This is a genomic window from Microcoleus sp. S36b_A4, assembly GCF_036700645.1.
GTDB lineage: Bacteria > Cyanobacteriota > Cyanobacteriia > Cyanobacteriales > Microcoleaceae > Microcoleus.
In genome coordinates, this window is sequence record NZ_JAUBPI010000029.1 from 56,298 (window position 1) to 71,369 (window position 15,072).

A 15,072-nucleotide genomic window follows, 5' to 3' on the forward strand; every position below is an offset into this window, starting at 1 on the left:
GGAAATAAACCACGCAAACGCAGGCAAACCAATGAAAAGAAAAAAACTGGGTAACAGTAATTTTACTATCAGCGCGATCGGTCTTGGAGGTATGCCAATGTCCTTAAGCGGCCGGCCGCCAGAATCGCAATCAATTGCGGTAATTCACCGCGCCCTCGATTTGGGTGTCACCCTAATTGACACCGCAGATTCCTACTGCCAAGATCAATCCGACAAACACCACAACGAACACCTGATTGCAAAAGCTTTGGAACAGTATAGCGGAGATGTTAGGGCCGTTACAGTGGCCACTAAAGGTGGCTTAATGCGGCCTCAAGGTGCGTGGACGCGCAACGGCAACCCCCATCATTTACGCAAGACAATTCGGGAAAGTTTTGAAGCATTAGGCGGCAAGGAACCGATCGACCTTTGGCAATATCACTCGCCCGATCCCGCTTATACCATCGAAGCAGCCCTAGCACCCGCAAAAGAAGCCGTAGAAGCAGGAATGATTCGGTTTATTGGAGTTTCCAACTTTTCTGTAGAGCAGATCAAACGCGCCCGCGATACAGTAGAAATTGTCTCTGTTCAGAATCAATATAATCCGTGGCACAGACAGCCAGAATCAGACGGCGTACTGGAATATTGCGAAACCGAAAAACTGACATTTTTTCCTTGGAGTCCTTTAGGAGGAAGCCGTCGCGCCACAAGCTTGCAAGATATGCCCGCGATCGCCAAATTAGCTGCAGAAAAAAACGTTTCAGTTTATTGTATAGTATTAGCTTGGTTGATGGCTCAATCGCCCTGCGTCGTTCCGATTCCCGGTGCGACCAAAGTATCGAGTATTGAGGACTCTGTGCAGGCGCTCGAAGTTAAATTGACTGACGAGGAATTGCAACAAATTGCCGTAAGTTAAGTAGATAAGGGCAAAAAAACAATAGAACAGGCGAGATGCCTGTTCCACAAAGAGAACTTTATTGTGGGGTGGGCATCTTGCCCGCCCCTGAAAGCGGGATTTAATGAGTAAAGTTGACATTTTTTGAGGAATTGGGTTTTATGGAAGCTAATCAAGTGAATGCCGATCGAGACGTAGCAATTGAACATCAAAACGTACCTGTCGCCCATGAAGGACTGCACAACTTTTTATACAGTTCCGACTCAGAACACAGCGCAGCAGCGACTATTTCTGAATTAGAAAATGACGGCACGCAAGTAATGTCGATCGATACATGGCGCGATTTGGCAACTAACGCGAAAGTCGCCGGCGTTTACGCTGTAATGGACACTTCCCGCAACACTCAGTTTATAGGTTATTCGCGAAATATCCTGCTTTCGATCAACGGTCACATTGCCCAAAATGGCGTTGAAAATTGCGCTTTTCTGCGTGTGCAAACTTTCAAATTCCCAAAGCGGGAAGAAATGGAAAGTTTGCGGGATGCTTGGATAGCAGAAATTGGCAGCATTCCGCCTGGAAACGGTGCTGAAAGCGAAATGTGGGCGGCTACGGTAGGTCAAGCTGCGCGCGCTGCTATGTCTGCTGAGGAACAAAAAGCTTATGAAGAAAAAAAGCTAAAATTACGCAAAGCAATGGCAGATTCCACTCTTACCAAAGAGTTAGAAACAGCCGCCAAAAGTGATGGCGAACAGGCTAAGGATTTGGAAGCTGCTGTTAACAATGATGACTGGAGTGCGGTGATTCAATCCCAAACACAGGAAACAAAATCCGGTTCCTAAATTGGAAAAATGTTTGTAGTGCTGATATCTTGTACTATTGTTAGAACGGGCAAGATGCCCGTTCCACAATATATCAATTTTATGGTGGGGCGGGCATCTTGTCTGGGCAAAATACTCAATCTTAATCCTCAACAACTGCTCGGAATTAATGACTAACTTTTCGTTCAGTAACTAAAGTCAAACTTACCCATTCACCCCGATCGTTGTAACTGCGAATCATCCGAAACCGCAAGTCAGGTTCTACCAACCAACCAGCCTCGAAAAATATAGGTTTTCTGGATTCAATCTTGACAGGTAAAGTGCAAGAACCACCGTCAGGAAGCAGCACAACTTGCACGGGCATAGCACCTTTGTTAAAATTTAATACAGAACCGTCAATGCTGGCGCTAGAACTGATAACAGTAGCATTACTGCCAAAAGTAATTTTCTGCACTAGGCGATCGCTACTTTCCAAATGCAATTGTAAATTGGTAGAATAAAAGTCAGGAGAACGCGAATCTGGATACATTGTCACGGCCTCGCCCTGCCACTCTCCGAGCAAATCTTCAACAGTTAAAGGCGGACGTTCGGGGACATTTTTATCCGGCTGTTTTTCCCGAATTAAGGTAAGTTTGGATAAATTGCCGTCGGTATTGTATGTCAGAGGGAAGCGCAATCGGCGATAATTGTAGATAAAACCAAACTCGGCACCGCACTCAGAATAAGGCGCTAGTTGAATAGTTCCCTGACAAAAAGCTCCATTCTCAAAAAACAGGATATCTCGTCCCAAACTTTGATATTCTCGAACAAGTTCGCTCACTTCCGGTTCGCCGACACCGCTAGGATTTGGGGAAAAACGACGGAGTTTCAATCGCACTGTTTTGTTGTCATTGAAACCTTCGAGAGAAATAATGCTAGGAGTATCTTGAAGTACCTCTCCTCGTGGCGATAACTGGGTAAAAGAACCGTGCCATTCTCCCAAGTTTTGCAGAAAGTTTTCCCATTGTGATACCATATTTTTACTTTTGGATATATGTCTAAAAATAGAATTATAACTCTGCTGACGGATTTTGGATTAAGCGATGTTTATGTGGGAGTGATGAAAGGTGCGATCGCCCAAATTAACCCGCAGTTAAAAGTCATTGACATTACGCACCAAATACCATCTCAAAATATTGCGGCGGCGAGGTTTTGTTTGATGACTGCTTTTGCTTATTTTCCGCCGGAAACCGTACACGTTGCTGTCGTCGATCCGGGGGTGGGAAGCAAGAGGCGCCCGGTGGCGATTAAATGTGCTAATTGCTTTCTTGTCGGGCCGGATAACGGGTTGTTTAGCGGGGTGTTGAGTCGGGAAAGTGCGATCGCCTCTGTCGAACTCACGAATTCTCAATACTGGCGATCGCCTCAACCCAGCAGCACTTTTCACGGTCGCGATATTTTTGCAGCAGCGGGCGCTCACTTGGCGAACGGGGTGGCTTTGGAAGAGTTGGGGGAGGCGATCGACCCTGCAAGTTTAGTAGAGTTAGAGATACCAAATTGTGCCGTTACAGCCAGAGGTGCAGCAGGCTGCATTCAATATGTCGATCGCTTCGGCAACCTAATTACTAATATCCCCAATAATTGCCTTATAGGTAACAATTGGTCATTGACAATTAGCAATAGTTCTGATGCAATTCGCATCCCCAGCGGTAAAACCTACAGCGACAGCGAACCGGGCGATTTAATTGCCATAACTGGTTCTGACGGTTGGGTAGAGATTGCCGTTAATGGCGGCAGCGCTCAATCAGTATTAAAATTGGAATGCGGAGCGATCGTCCAATTGCTTTTTGAAACTAACAATTAAATAGGACTTACGCAGGGGTGCTCAGAAACCGGGTTTTTTACGAAAATACTTTGTTGTAACCAGCAGATTCCCTAAAAAACCCGGTTTCTTTTGCGGAGTGCGTAAGTCATAGTCGGGAATTTTTTAAATTACTCATTTTTGGCATTGCTAATTCTTAACTGCCAGTCTCAGAAACCCGGTTTATTAAAGAAACCGGGTTTCTCATCTTTATCCAGCTACCACGAAATTAACCAACTTTCCAGGCACCACAATTACCTTTTTAATCTCCTTACCTTCCAGGTGGCGCTTGGCCAATTCCGACTCGCGAGCAAACTTTTCCAAAGCAGCTTTATCAGCACCAGAAGGCACTTGAATTGTGCCGCGAGTCTTGCCCATAACTTGAATTACCAGCGTAATTTCATCGGTAATTAATGCAGATGGATCGACACTCGGCCAAGTTTGCGTATGCACCGATTCACTGTTACCAGTGTTGTGCCACAATTCATCAGCAATATGCGGCGCAAAAGGCGCTAACAAGCGAATCAAAGTGTTAATTCCTTCTGCATAAATTGGCGAATCTTTACATTTAGCATCATTCAAAGCATTGCTGAGTTTCATCATTTCAGAAACCGCAGTATTGAACTGATAATCGCCCTCCAAATCTTCGCTCACTGCCTTAATAGCAGTGTGAATTGCCCGCCGCAAATCCTTCTCAGGTTTACTTAATTCCGCATTCTCTCCTGCTTGAGCGGGGGTGGCAGGGACTCGTCCAGCAAACTCTGTTACCACGCGCCAAACGCGATTTAAAAAGCGAAATTGCCCTTCCACATCGGCGTCGTCCCACTCCAAATCCTTCTCTGGCGGCGCTTTGAATAAAATAAACATCCGCGCCGTATCTACCCCATATTTGCCCATAACTTCCAAGGGGTCAACACCATTGTATTTTGATTTGGACATCTTCTCATAGAAGACTTCCAAAGCTTCGCCAGTTTGAGGATCTTTGGGATTTGCGGGGTCTATATCTGCTGGGGGAACGTATTTGCCAGTAACAGGATTTTTATAAGCCATTGCTTGCACCATCCCTTGAGTTAACAGGCGTTTAAATGGTTCGTCACAATTGATTAAACCCCGATCGCGCAAAACCTTGGTAAAGAACCGCGAATACAGTAAGTGCAAGATTGCGTGTTCGATGCCGCCCACATATTGGTCTACGGGCATCCAATCATTTGTCTTTGCTCCATCGAAGATTTGCTCTTGATTTTGAGCATCGGGATAGCGCAAGAAATACCACGAAGAATCGATAAAAGTATCCATCGTATCTGTTTCCCGCTTCGCCGCAGTGCCGCAACTCGGACAAGGAACGTTTACCCATTCTTCCATCTTTGCCAAGGGCGAACCTTTGCCCGTAAATTGTACATTCTCCGGCAACAAAACGGGCAAATCCGATGCGGGGACGGGGACTGTTCCGCAGGTGGGACAGTGAATTACGGGAATCGGAGCGCCCCAATAACGCTGTCTAGAAATTAACCAATCTCTCAAGCGGTATTGGATTCGAGCTTTGCCATAACCTGCATTTTCGGCATGGTGAATAATCGCTGCTTTGCCTTTAATTGAATCCATGCCGTTGAAGCTTTCGGAATTAATCATAATTCCTGGTTCTGTGTAAGCTTCGGTCAGCGGAACTTCATCATCATCTACAATTACTACTTTAATTGGCAGTTGATATTGATTGGCAAATTTGAAATCTCGCGTGTCGTGGGCGGGTACTCCCATAACTGCGCCGGTGCCGTATTCGTACAGCACATAATCGGCAATCCAAATGGGAATTTCTTCGCCGCTGAAAGGATTGATTGCTTTGCCGCCTGTGGGGATGCCGCGCTTTGGTTTGTCTTCGGCTGTGCGATCGATCTCGCTTTGAGCGGCGACTTCTTTGATGAAGGTTTCTACGGCGGCTTTTCTGTCTGCAGTTGTCACGCGCTGAGTTAGTGGATGTTCCGGCGCTAAAACAAGGTAACTGACGCCGTAAACTGTATCGGGACGTGTGGTGAAAACGGCGATTTTTTCATCCATTCCGACAATGGGAAATTCTAAGTAAGCGCCGACTGATTTGCCGATCCAGTTGGCTTGCATTAATTTGACTCTTTCTGGCCAATCTGGCAATTTGTCTAAGTCGTTTAATAACTGTTCGGCGTAATCGGTAATTTTGAGGAACCACTGCCGCAATAATTTGCGCTCGACTTTGGCACCGGAACGCCAGGAACGACCTTCGTTATCTACTTGTTCGTTTGCTAAGACTGTTTGGTCTATGGGGTCCCAATTAACAGCGGCTTCTTTTTGATAAGCTAATCCGGCTTCTAAAAATTGCAAGAAAATCCATTGAGTCCACCGATAATAATCGGGAGAACAAGTTGTAACTTCTTTTGTCCAGTCGAAAGAAATACCCAGGCGGCGAAATAAGCCTTTCATTTGGGCGATGTTTTGATAAGTCCATTGTGCAGGAGGAATTCCTCGCTCGATGGCAGCATTTTCTGCGGGCAAACCAAAAGCGTCCCATCCCATCGGATTCAATACCCGATAACCTTGCATTCGCTTGAGTCTGGCAATTACATCAATGATTGTGTAGTTGCGGACGTGGCCCATGTGCAAGTTTCCCGACGGGTAGGGGAACATGGATAAGGCATAAAATTTAGGCTTTTGCGTATCTTCTGGCATCTGGTCTAAGTTTTGCTCAGCCCATGTCTGCTGCCATTTTTCTTCTATGGATTGGGGGTTATATCTGGAATCCACAACAATTGCTCCGTGCAGGGTTTAGTAATGTTTGCTTCAGTATTTTTACACATTCAAGGGGCCTCGATTCTGATTTTTCTGAGCTCCAAGGATTTTGGCTCAAATCTATGTATTATATATTGTAGTATATGTAATTTTAACTGGGGGGCGATCGACCAAATATCCCCGTTCGCCCTGAAAAAAGTAAATAACTGCAATCCCCAGAAACCCGATTTCTTTGACAAACCGGGTTTATTCTCCTGGTTCGAGCTTAGATGCTATCTGGATCGATGTTCAATTCGCGCAGTTTGGCGGCTAAACGTTCGGCTTTTTGAGCTTCTTGTTCGGCACGCTGCGAGGATTCTTCTGCGCGCAGAAATTGTCTTTCTGCACGCAGAAATTGTCTTTCTGCACGCAGAAATTCTTGTTCGGCGCGCAGAAATTCTTGTTCCGCACGCCGTCGCTCTAATTCTCGCTGTTCATCTAATTCGGAATAGGAAAGAAACTTTTGTCCATCAGGTCGATAAATTTCTAACCCTTCCGATTCTAACTCAAACCGCACTCCCAATCTTGGACTTATCCAGCCCTCCATCGGTTCAATCACTTCTAACATTCCTTCAATTCTCTGCCAACCTGTTAACTCATTTTGTGCGGGATCATAAAGGTAATACTCCTCGACTCCGTAGCGATTGTAAAATGAAAATTTTTTGTTCATTTTTATTTGGCTGTCGCTGAAAGAGCGAATCTCAAACACGACTTGAGGAGGAATATTATCTTCACGAAATTGTAGATAAGAACGCCGATCGCCCTTTGGCCTCCCAAATACCACCATTACATCGGGCGCTTGAGAAATATCTGTTCTACCTTCAACCGGATACCACAGTAAATCGGCTGCTATAAATACGTTTGGGTCATCTTTCAACAGCGACTCGCAACCTTATTTGATTGTGACAATTAATTTGTATTGAATTGTGCTATCTGCCATCGGCTGACCGTCGCTGCATGGATAAATAATTTCTTCGGTTGTGACTTGCATTGTGGTTGTCTCCGAGAAGTATCTCAGCTTAATTATACTATTGTTTGAAACCGCTATCAGCGCCGGAAATGGCACTGCTAGTTTCCTACTAACAGAATATTTAAAATAGCGAGCAGCGGCGCTTCAAAGCTGCTTGTAAAAGAGTGCTGTAAAGTTTTTCCTTAACAGTATAAGCTCCGAATCTTTCCAAGTGCGGATTGTTCATTTGAGCGTCGAACATCAGATAAGATCGATCGCGCAATCTCTCCACCAACTTCACCATCGCCACCTTAGAACCCTCGGGAATTCGGTAAAACATCGACTCCCCAATAAACGCACCGCCGATCGACAATCCTAAAATACCACCCGCCAATTCGTCCCCGCACCAAGTCTCGAAGCTGTAAGCCCAACCGGCCTCATACAAACCCCAGTAAATCTTCTTGAGCTCCTTAGAAATCCAAGTCGTTTCGCGATCGGCACAACCCTCAACCACCGCCCCAAAATCGCGGTTCACAGCCACCGAAAATCGATTTTGATTGATTTGGCGACGCAGGGATTTCGGATAGGTAAATCTTTCATCCAGGGGAATCAGCGCCCGCTGCCGACTCGAATACCACCCCAAACTTTCCTCGCCGTCATTTGCCATCAAGAAGTAGCCTTGGGCATATCCTTGTATAATTGTCGGTATATCATATTGCATATATTTATCAGTTGTCATTTCTCAGTTAACTTTTCAAAGTCAACATTAGCAATTAGGAATAATCATGTCTGAAACCATTGAACCTATTACCTTACCGCCCGCCAAAAACCCCGAACAAGAAGGCCAATGGCTGCAACAAACGCTGCTGGCTTGGCTAGACTCCGAGTTTATCCCAGAAGCAGCCAACCAGCAAATAGCTAAAAGAGCTGCCCAAATCTATGTCCGCCAGCGCATGGAAGGCGAAAATGACGTGGGCAGCCTCGTAATTGCGATCGTCACCGAAATGCAGGCCTATGATTTTTCTAAAAGCTTCTACGGCGAATTTGCGATCGCCAACGCCGTCAGCGACTTGTTACTCGAAAGTCTCGGCATCGATAAATGCTGCGGCCAGTGAAGCAAGAAGGAGGAAAATATAACTCATAAGTCTGAAACAAAAATCAACCCCAAACCTAATCCTGCCGATTAATTGTGAGTTTTTTTCTTCCTTCTTCCTTCTTCCTGACATCCGTTACATCCGTTACATCCGTCGAGCGAATCCGTTGCCGAACTTCCTTCTTCCTTCGTGCTACCAGCTAGACTTCACAACACCGGGCAAAAGACCTTCGTGAGCCATTTCTCGCATCATGTTGCGAGACAGTCCGAAGTCACGATAGTAACCTCTGGGCCGTCCAGTTGCCCAGCAGCGGTTCCGCAAGCGAGTCCGCGAACTGCTGCGGGGTAGCTGTTGTAGTTGGCGGTGAATCGCCATTTTGTCCATCTGATTGTTAGCTTGGTCAAACTGGTCTTTCAGGTCTTCCCGCTTGTCGGCGTACTTGTCTACGAGTCTTTGGCGCTTTTTCTCGCGCTCGACCATGCTCTTCTTAGCCATAATCTGTTGATATCCTTAGATTAATCACAATCTACTATTGTACTATATTTTGGTGATTTCAGATCGCTTTTATTTGAATTATTTCTTTTGTTAACAAGATTTTTAGCAACAGGCAAGATGCCTGTTCCACAATAACTCAACATTTTTGTGGAACAGGCATCTTGCCTGTACTTAACATTGGTGCAACACCAAACTATTAGCAAAAGGGTACAAATCTGGAATAACTCAACATTTTTGTGGAACAGGCATCTTGCCTGTACTTAACCTTGGTGCAACACCAAAATATTAGCAGAAGGACACAAATCTGCAAGTTCGCAAATATTGCAAGCCGGATTTCTCGCATTACAAACTGCCCTGCCGTGATAAACCAACCGAATCGACCAATTTTCCCAATCCGGCTGCGGCAACAATATCATCAAATCCCGCTCGATTCTTATAGGATCGGTATGTTCGGTCAATCCCAACCGCTGAGTCAAACGTTTGACGTGAGTGTCTACGGTCACGCCCATATTAATACCAAAAGCGTGGGCGAGAACGACATTAGCCGTTTTGCGGGCAACTCCGGGCAATTCTAACAGCAGTTCCATCCGCTGCGGCACTTGATTGTTAAATTTATTGACGATCGCCTGACAAGCACCTTTAATATTTTTAGACTTATTCCGGTAGAAACCCGTCGATCGCACCAGACGTTCCAATTCTTCTAAATCAGCATTTCCCAAAGCTACCGCATCGGGAAAACGCTCAAACAAAGCCGGCGTTACCAAATTTACTCGATCGTCCGTACACTGAGCAGAGAGAATCGTCGCCACCAGTAACTGCACGGGAGTTTCGTAGTTGAGAGTGCAAGGAGCTTCGGGATAGAGGCGTTTGAGGCGAATCAGAATTTCGAGCGATCGTTGTTTCAAACTTAACTTTTTAGTCATTAGTCAGTAGTCATTAGTCATTAGTCAGTAATCAGTAGTCATTTGTTATTTGTTTTTAACTGGTTCCCATGCACAACCGGGGAACCCATAACCAGAGGCTCTGCCTCGCTTGCGTAGGAAAAAAAGAGAGGGAAAAATAGGAAAATCGGAAAAAGGAAAACTAGACATAATTCTTCCTTCTTCCTTCTTCCTTCTTCCTTCTTCCTTCTTCCTTCCTTCATTTACTATTGCATGAAATTTCGCAAATCAAACCCAGCCAAATTAGCAGTATCGCGAATAATCAAGAACACTCCCAAACCCAGCAACAACACCAAACCAGTCTGCATGACATTTTCCTGAATGCGGTTCGGCAGAGGCTTGCCCCGCAGTCCTTCTATTAACAGAAAAGCTAGCTGACCGCCGTCCAAAGCAGGTAAAGGCAAGATATTAATCACAGCCAAATTGACGCTAATTAACACCGCATATTGAAACAAACTCGCAGCATCCGATTTGGCAATCCCTGCACCAATCGCCACAATCGCCACAGGCCCGGACAACTTGTCGGCAGTCTGGCTGAAATTGCTAAGTAACTGCCCGAAACCTTGAACCGTCAGCACCACAATCCGCTCAAATTCTTTGGCGGCCTTGCTAAACGCCTCTACAAATCCGGCCCTCTGCCGCACCACAGTGCCGTTAGAAGTTAGCTGCACACCAATGCGACCTTTGCCGTCGGGCGACTCTTCAGGAGTTACTGTCACCACAAATTTTTGTTCTTGGCGCTGAATTTCCAACGCTAGGGGTTGGTTGGGATGATCTTGAATTGCTGTGACCAATAATTTGACTGCTTCGCGGGAAGCGCCCAATTCCTTGCCGTCAACAGACAGAACAACGTCGCCCGATCGAATTCCGGCTTGTTTCGCCGCCGAACTGACTTCTGCGGCGACTTCCGGGACTTTAACTCCCGGTAGGTAGTTCATTTCTGCAGCGCCGACAGTGCTCAATTGCACCACCAGCAGAAAATAAGCAAAAATTAAGTTGGCAATTACCCCTGCACTAATGACGATCGCCCGATCGAGCACAGGGCGATTTTTGAGCAAATTCGGGTCATTTGGGGGAATTGTACTGTCTGGGTCGTCGTCCGGGAAACCCACGAAACCTCCCAGGGGAAAGGCGCGGAGGGCGTATTCAGTTTCCGGGCCTTGGTACTTCCAGAGGATTGGCCCGAAACCGATGGAGAAGCGGTTGACGTGGATGTGTTGAAGTCTCGCCGCCAAGAAGTGGCCGAGTTCGTGAACGACAATCAAGATACCTAAAACTGCGATCGCTGCCAAAACTGACATGAAGGATTCCACTAACACTTTTATTGGACTTTGATTTATTTTAATATCTTTTTAATATCGGTGGCTTCGGAGGGGCAATTTTCAGTCAAACTGGAAGGTGGTGTTTTTGTCGGAAGTCCCGGCTGCTGCGATCGACCCGACGCTGCCAAACCGATCGCGCGATCGTACCTGAGTTTACCTCTAAAACCAATTCCCATTACCAATTCCCTATTACAAATTACCCATTACCAATTCCCAGTTACCCATTCCCAATTATGAAAGACACTTCTTTGAATATTATCGCTATTTCTATCTTTGCCATCACCGTTTCAATATTGTTGGGTCCCCTATTCAACTTGCCAGAAGCCGTACCTGCGATCGCCACTTTTTGCCTGTTGGGGCTAGCAACCCTTGACAGTTTCCAGTGGCAAGGTCAAGGCGGTACTATTTTATTAGATTGGCTGGGGGGAACTTCCAAACAAAAGCGCGATCGTATCCTTCACCACGAAGCCGGACACTTCCTAGTCGCCCACCTGTTGGGAATTCCCGTAACCAGCTACGCCCTCAACGCTTGGGAAGCATTTAAACAAGGTCAAACAGCCCAAGGCGGCGTCCGATTTGAAGACGAACAATTAGCATCTCAACTGCAAAACGGCACTCTTTCCTCCCAACTTTTAGACCAATACTGCACCGTGTGGATGGCCGGAATAGTCGCAGAAAAATTTGTTTACGGCAGCGCACAAGGAGGAGCAGAAGACCGCACAAAAATTAGCGCAATTTTAACACAACTGCGCCGTCCCATTTCCGAAATTCAACTAAAACAAAACTGGGGTTCGCTGCGAGCAAAAAACCTGATCGAAAGCCACCACTCAGCTTACGAAGCCCTAGTAGCAGCAATGAAAAAAAGAGCCACTGTTGCCGAATGCTGCGACATAATTCAGCAAAATTTATAGGAAAAAGATTACGGAATCTTGCCTAATAAACCCGGTTTCTATCTAGATTATAAATATTTTTTTTCGTAAAAACCGAGTTTAACAGCGTATTATAGGGATTAAAAATTCATGTCAGAACCAAATATTTTCCCAACAACACTGCAAACAGCGAACCCAAATACAGAAAAATTGTTGTGGCTGTTCGGTTTTCGGATCGACCCCGGCACCGAAATACCAAATCTATATACTCTAATTGTCTATGGAGAACAAGAGCCGCCCTTAATAGCCGGCGGTCAACTTGTATTTTTTACCCGTCCAGAACTAGCTATTAACGCTCTCCAATTGTGCAATATCGATGTCAGCGAACTGGGAAAGCCACCCACACAAATAGACGCTATTTGCGACATTGCAGAAACGCTATACTTGCTCGATGCCGAAGATTTTGACGAGTCAGCTACTATCCTCAACTGTTTGAACGCGCTTTTCGATTTAGTGAAAGCTACTTTAATACCGATGCCAACGGAATACAAGCGCATACTTTATGATTTTGCCGACCATTTGAATATTGAGGAAGAGTTTGCAAGTTTTTTAGATGCAGAAGATATTCAGCGATCGGAAATTGTCAATGCCATTTTGTGGTGTGTGGGAGCAATTACAGCTAAATCTAGATTGCTGACCTAGCAATTTCAGCAAAACTAGAATGTTAATCGATAATAGATAATATCCCCAAAGGAAATTGTGCCATGACTGTAACAGATGTACGCTTGTGGACTGTAGAGGAATACCGCCGCATGACGGAAACTGGCATTCTCAATCCCGATGAACGAGTCGAATTAATTGACGGGCAAATTATTTCAATAAGTGCAAAAAATCCTCCCCACGCAGCAACTAATCTCTGTGCAGCCGACTATCTCAGAAATCTGCTGGCAGGACTTGCTTTAATTCGCATCCAAGACCCGGTTACTCTAAGTTATAATTCAGAACCAGAACCGGATATTGCTGTAGTGCAAATCGACCCTCGGCTTTACCAAGATTTTCATCCCGCACCCGACAATATTTTCTTATTAATAGAAATAGCTGACACGACTTTAGAAACAGACCGCAGGCGGAAAACACCGGCTTATGCTAAGGCGGGAATTACTGATTATTGGATACTGGATGTTAATACGCGGCAAGTTTATGTTTTTCGCGAACCGGGCGAGGCAAACTACGGACAAGAAACAGTATTTAATGAAGATGATGTTTTGTCAATGCTGGCTTTTCCAGAAATAGAAGTTCAGATTTCGCAACTGTTTCCTTAAGTAGCGGCAGGTTTTACCAAAAATAATTGCTTCAGACAAATAATCTGGTAAACCCGCCCCCACTAACCTATCAATATAAATTTTCAGGCTCGTCCCGATCGCTACAAAAAACTTAGTATTAAGGCGTAGCATGAGCTATACTCCTACTGGAAAGACTATGACAGCCAAAAAATCCCAAAATCAAAGTTTATGAGCAACACTTCCCCGCCTCAACCAGCCGCCAACAATCCTGCAAGACAAAAACTCAGTTTATCAACAAAATTAGCTTACGGTGCCGGCGACCTCGGCCCGGCAATTACCGCTAATGTTTTGGCATTTTACCTCCTAGTTTTCTTTACCAATGTCGCTGGTTTACCTGCTGGCTTAGCCAGTAATATTTTAGTAGTTGGCAAGGTTTGGGATGCCATAAATGACCCGATTGTGGGGGTTTTGAGCGATCGCACTTCTCATCCTTGGGGCCGCCGATATCCTTGGATAATATATGGTGGCATTCCCTTCGGCATATTCTTCTTATTGCAGTGGATTGTACCTAGCACGGATCACACAGTGTTATTTTGGTACTATGTTGCGATCAGCATTTTGTTCAACACCGCCTACACGGCTGTCAATCTTCCCTACACTGCCCTCACTCCAGAACTTACTCAAGACTACAACGAACGCACTAGCCTTAATAGTTTTCGATTTGCTTTCTCCATTGGCGGCAGCATCTTTTCATTAATCTTAGCTCTAATTATCTTTCGTGTATTTGAAAAGGATCCGAATCAACAATATTTAGTATTAGGTGCAATCTGTGCAGTTATCTCTGTCTTGCCTTTGTACTGGTGCGTTTTGGGAACTCGCAAGCACGTCGCAGCCCAACTATTAGAAAACGCAGATCTAGATAATTCTACATCCTTGCCACTGAAAGAACAGTTGCAGATTGCATTTAGCAATCGCCCTTTTTTGTACGTCATTGGAATTTATCTTTTTTCTTGGCTGGGAGTGCAATTAACTGCTACTATTATTCCCTACTTTGTTGTTAACTGGATGCAACAGCCACAGTACGTTTTTAGCTTGGTTGCGATCGCAGTTCAAGGCACTGCATTAATCATGCTATTTGTTTGGAGTAAAGTCAGCGAGAGATACGGCAAAAAAGCCGTATATTTTATGGGCATGAGTTTGTGGATTATTGCCCAAGCTGGACTGTTTTTCCTGCAACCAGGACAAGTATTGCAAATGTACGTATTAGCAGTCATGGCAGGTGTCGGAGTTTCCACGGCTTATCTCATACCTTGGTCGATGATACCGGATGTGATCGAACTCGACGAACTGCAAACAGGAGAAAGACGCGAAGGCGTTTTCTATTCGTTTATGGTACTGCTGCAAAAAATCGGATTGGCAGGGGGTTTGTGGTTGGTAGGCCAAGCATTAGAAGGAGCTGGATTTCTATCTACAGTTCCGGGACAGCCTGCACCCGTACAGCCAGAGTCTGCACTGTTTGCGATTCGAGTTGCGATCGGGCCGCTGCCGACAATTGCTTTAATTGCTGGCATGATTCTTACCTATTTTTATCCTATAACCCGCGAAGTTCATGCAGAAATATTGTTGAAACTGCGAGAAAGAAAAGCACAAAATCAGTAAGCGCTAATAAGGAGTTGTTGGTAATTAGTCAAATCAAAAAACAACAACTACCGATAGCTAAGTAGATAGGCGGGAAAAAACCAATCTATGTAACAAAACATTAAGTTGCCTGATTGGAGTTAAACTTAAGACGTT

At 45.3% G+C, this 15,072-nt stretch carries 15 protein-coding genes and 1 pseudogene; 8 read left to right on the plus strand and 8 right to left on the minus strand.

Annotation, left to right across the window (positions count from 1 at the left end):
- The first annotated feature begins 31 nt into the window (after window positions 1-31).
- Window positions 32-895, plus strand: a complete 864-nt coding sequence (locus QUA03_RS11855) for an aldo/keto reductase (protein ID WP_333212270.1) — start codon at window positions 32-34, stop codon at window positions 893-895.
- Window positions 896-1,035: 140 nt separating this feature from the next.
- Window positions 1,036-1,713 carry a GIY-YIG nuclease family protein gene (locus tag QUA03_RS11860; protein ID WP_333212272.1) on the plus strand — a complete coding sequence of 226 codons (678 nt, stop codon included), beginning with the start codon at window positions 1,036-1,038 and terminating at the stop codon, window positions 1,711-1,713.
- Window positions 1,714-1,858: 145 nt separating this feature from the next.
- Here QUA03_RS11860 and QUA03_RS11865 read toward each other — a convergent pair whose 3' ends face one another.
- Window positions 1,859-2,707, minus strand: coding sequence for a DUF3598 family protein (locus QUA03_RS11865; RefSeq protein WP_333212274.1), 849 nt, complete (start codon window positions 2,705-2,707; stop codon window positions 1,859-1,861).
- An 18-nt stretch (window positions 2,708-2,725) separates the two neighbouring features.
- Between QUA03_RS11865 and QUA03_RS11870 the strand changes: the two genes are divergently transcribed.
- Window positions 2,726-3,535, plus strand: a complete 810-nt coding sequence (locus tag QUA03_RS11870) for an SAM-dependent chlorinase/fluorinase (RefSeq protein ID WP_333212276.1) — start codon at window positions 2,726-2,728, stop codon at window positions 3,533-3,535.
- A gap of 207 nt (window positions 3,536-3,742) precedes the next feature.
- Here QUA03_RS11870 and leuS read toward each other — a convergent pair whose 3' ends face one another.
- From leuS to aat, 3 genes and pseudogenes are all read right to left on the minus strand, one after another.
- Complete coding sequence (gene leuS / locus QUA03_RS11875) at window positions 3,743-6,301, minus strand: leucine--tRNA ligase (RefSeq protein WP_333212278.1); 2,559 nt, start codon at window positions 6,299-6,301, stop codon at window positions 3,743-3,745.
- 250 nt (window positions 6,302-6,551) lie between these two features.
- Window positions 6,552-7,316 (minus strand): annotated as a pseudogene (locus tag QUA03_RS11880) (Uma2 family endonuclease).
- A 100-nt stretch (window positions 7,317-7,416) separates the two neighbouring features.
- Window positions 7,417-8,013 (minus strand): leucyl/phenylalanyl-tRNA--protein transferase, encoded by a 597-nt coding sequence (gene aat / locus QUA03_RS11885; RefSeq protein WP_445304847.1) that lies wholly within the window; start codon window positions 8,011-8,013, stop codon window positions 7,417-7,419.
- Window positions 8,014-8,059: 46 nt separating this feature from the next.
- Between aat and QUA03_RS11890 the strand changes: the two genes are divergently transcribed.
- Window positions 8,060-8,389, plus strand: a complete 330-nt coding sequence (locus tag QUA03_RS11890; RefSeq protein ID WP_190740107.1) for a hypothetical protein — start codon at window positions 8,060-8,062, stop codon at window positions 8,387-8,389.
- A 171-nt stretch (window positions 8,390-8,560) separates the two neighbouring features.
- Here QUA03_RS11890 and rpsN read toward each other — a convergent pair whose 3' ends face one another.
- The 4 genes from rpsN to QUA03_RS11910 all read right to left on the minus strand — a co-directional run bounded on the left by rpsN (window position 8,561) and on the right by QUA03_RS11910 (window position 11,302).
- A complete protein-coding gene (rpsN, locus tag QUA03_RS11895) occupies window positions 8,561-8,863 on the minus strand; it encodes a 30S ribosomal protein S14 (protein ID WP_006633844.1) in 303 nt (100 codons plus the stop codon).
- 260 nt (window positions 8,864-9,123) lie between these two features.
- On the minus strand, window positions 9,124-9,786 hold the full coding sequence (gene nth / locus QUA03_RS11900) for an endonuclease III (RefSeq protein WP_333212280.1): 663 nt from the start codon (window positions 9,784-9,786) through the stop codon (window positions 9,124-9,126).
- A gap of 224 nt (window positions 9,787-10,010) precedes the next feature.
- Window positions 10,011-11,105: an RIP metalloprotease RseP gene (gene rseP / locus QUA03_RS11905; RefSeq protein WP_333212281.1), complete on the minus strand. Its 1,095-nt coding sequence runs from the start codon at window positions 11,103-11,105 to the stop codon at window positions 10,011-10,013.
- Window positions 11,106-11,140: 35 nt separating this feature from the next.
- Entirely contained in the window at window positions 11,141-11,302 is a 162-nt protein-coding gene (locus QUA03_RS11910) for a hypothetical protein (RefSeq protein ID WP_333105714.1), read from the minus strand.
- Window positions 11,303-11,359: 57 nt separating this feature from the next.
- On the opposite strand from QUA03_RS11910, the gene QUA03_RS11915 reads away from it, so the two are divergent.
- From QUA03_RS11915 to QUA03_RS11930, 4 genes are all read left to right on the plus strand, one after another.
- Window positions 11,360-12,037, plus strand: a complete 678-nt coding sequence (locus QUA03_RS11915; RefSeq protein WP_333212283.1) for an ATP-dependent Zn protease — start codon at window positions 11,360-11,362, stop codon at window positions 12,035-12,037.
- 108 nt (window positions 12,038-12,145) lie between these two features.
- Window positions 12,146-12,697 carry a hypothetical protein gene (locus tag QUA03_RS11920; RefSeq protein ID WP_333212285.1) on the plus strand — a complete coding sequence of 184 codons (552 nt, stop codon included), beginning with the start codon at window positions 12,146-12,148 and terminating at the stop codon, window positions 12,695-12,697.
- Between the two features lie 62 nt (window positions 12,698-12,759).
- Window positions 12,760-13,317, plus strand: a complete 558-nt coding sequence (locus QUA03_RS11925; protein WP_333212286.1) for a Uma2 family endonuclease — start codon at window positions 12,760-12,762, stop codon at window positions 13,315-13,317.
- A gap of 189 nt (window positions 13,318-13,506) precedes the next feature.
- Window positions 13,507-14,937 (plus strand): MFS transporter, encoded by a 1,431-nt coding sequence (locus QUA03_RS11930; RefSeq protein WP_333212288.1) that lies wholly within the window; start codon window positions 13,507-13,509, stop codon window positions 14,935-14,937.
- Window positions 14,938-15,072: the final 135 nt, after the last annotated feature.